General features: G+C 41.0%; 1 protein-coding gene. It reads right to left on the bottom strand.

The window, feature by feature from the left end; all coding sequences use genetic code 11:
- Positions 1-310: 310 nt before the first annotated feature.
- Complete coding sequence (locus H4J59_RS04015; protein WP_182236999.1) at positions 311-1465, bottom strand: IS110 family transposase; 1155 nt, start codon at positions 1463-1465, stop codon at positions 311-313.
- Positions 1466-1567 lie beyond the last annotated feature (102 nt).

Here is a 1567-nt window from a genome sequence, read left to right as displayed (position 1 = left end):
TGGTATGACTCCCCACGTCAAGTTTAAAAACACTGATCCCTGCTCAAAAAAAGAGCCATAATTTATTCTTTATAAAATTAAATGAGTTAACGCACTAGATGAAGCAAGTAAATTCGTCGGTTTTCATGCTGATATCCGTGGATTATTAACCTATTGGTTAACAGCGCCTACCTTACTTATTCCGCCGTGACACCTGTTTTCAATCTATGCTCGTGGTTCAACGATGCGTTAGCATCGTTGCCATCCTAACGCCCTCGGTTGTTGTGCCACACCCGATGCTTGATCCAATACGTTAACTCTACACTGTTACTCATGCAGGCACCCTTGAAATGCGAGTTTTAGGATCTATTGGGCTGACCACAACTTCTCGTGATATTGCCCAAATGTAGGCTATCATTTCCCTAGCGATAGCGGTGACCACAACATTTCTATGCTTACCTTTTTGCATGAGGCGTTGATAGCGTCGGCATAATCTTAGTTGTGCTTGCCAAGCAATATCAACGATTTCTTTACTTAATCCTTCTTGTCGTTTTTGAAGTTCGGTGGAAATATTCGCTTTGTGTTTATAGGTTTGAGCGCCTTCGATTAATAATCGTCTAGCTCGTCCATTCCCACATTTTGTGATTTTACCTAACTTACGTTTATCACCGCTTGAATGTTCACTGGGGACTAACCCAAGATATGCCATTAATTTTCTGGGATGATCGAAACGTCTTAGATCCCCTAATTCGGCAATCGTCCCAACAGCCACTAACATTCTTACGCCACGCATGGCTTGAATAGCTTTTATGACAGGGTAGTAGCGCCATTTTTTGATTTGGTGTTCAAGTTCATTCACTAACCGCGCCACTCGTTTTGTGCGCTCGGTGATGGTTTGTATCATTTCTTGTAAAACAATTTGTTGGCTTGGATGAGGCAAAACTAACTCAGTTAACCAACGTAAATGTTGATTTGACCAATTATCTTTAACGTCACATTTGATGTTGTTTCTTAAAAACAGTCCTTTAAGTTGAAACTTTGCGCCCTTTAAATCGTTCATTGCGGTTTCACGGGCACGTGATAAATCGCGTATGGCTTCATCTTCGGCTTCGGGTACATAAATGGTTGTCAGCTCTTCAGCTTTAAATAGTTTGGCGAGTTTGGCTGCATCACGTTTGTCAGTTTTCACTTTATCACCAGGCTTTTTGGGTATAAGAGAAGGTGCGATGATGTAGCAGCAATGGCCTAAACTTGTAAGTAGTCTATAAATCCAGTAGCCGCAGGGACCGGCTTCATAAATAAAGTGTAGCGTTGCTTTTGGGTATTTTGATTGTAGTTGTCGAGCTAGTTTAATAAAGGCTGATTTGTTGGTATTTATTTTCCCTAACGACTCAGGTTTAGCACCACGTTCGTCTTTTAAAACAGCCAGTTGTGTAAATATTTTATGAGTATCTAATCCAATAAAAATTATGCTATGGTTATTCATGCTAGCCTCCGCTTTAGTTGTTTGACACACTAATTATGGCACTGGCTTTTCAAGCTAACCCACGATAGGAGGCTAGCACCTCGTGGGGAGTCATTATGTCTA

Source organism: Colwellia sp. MB02u-10 (assembly GCF_014077185.1).
Lineage (GTDB): Bacteria > Pseudomonadota > Gammaproteobacteria > Enterobacterales > Alteromonadaceae > Cognaticolwellia.
The sequence above is the reverse complement of the archived record's forward strand: the minus strand, read 5'-3'. Positions and strand labels throughout refer to the sequence as shown.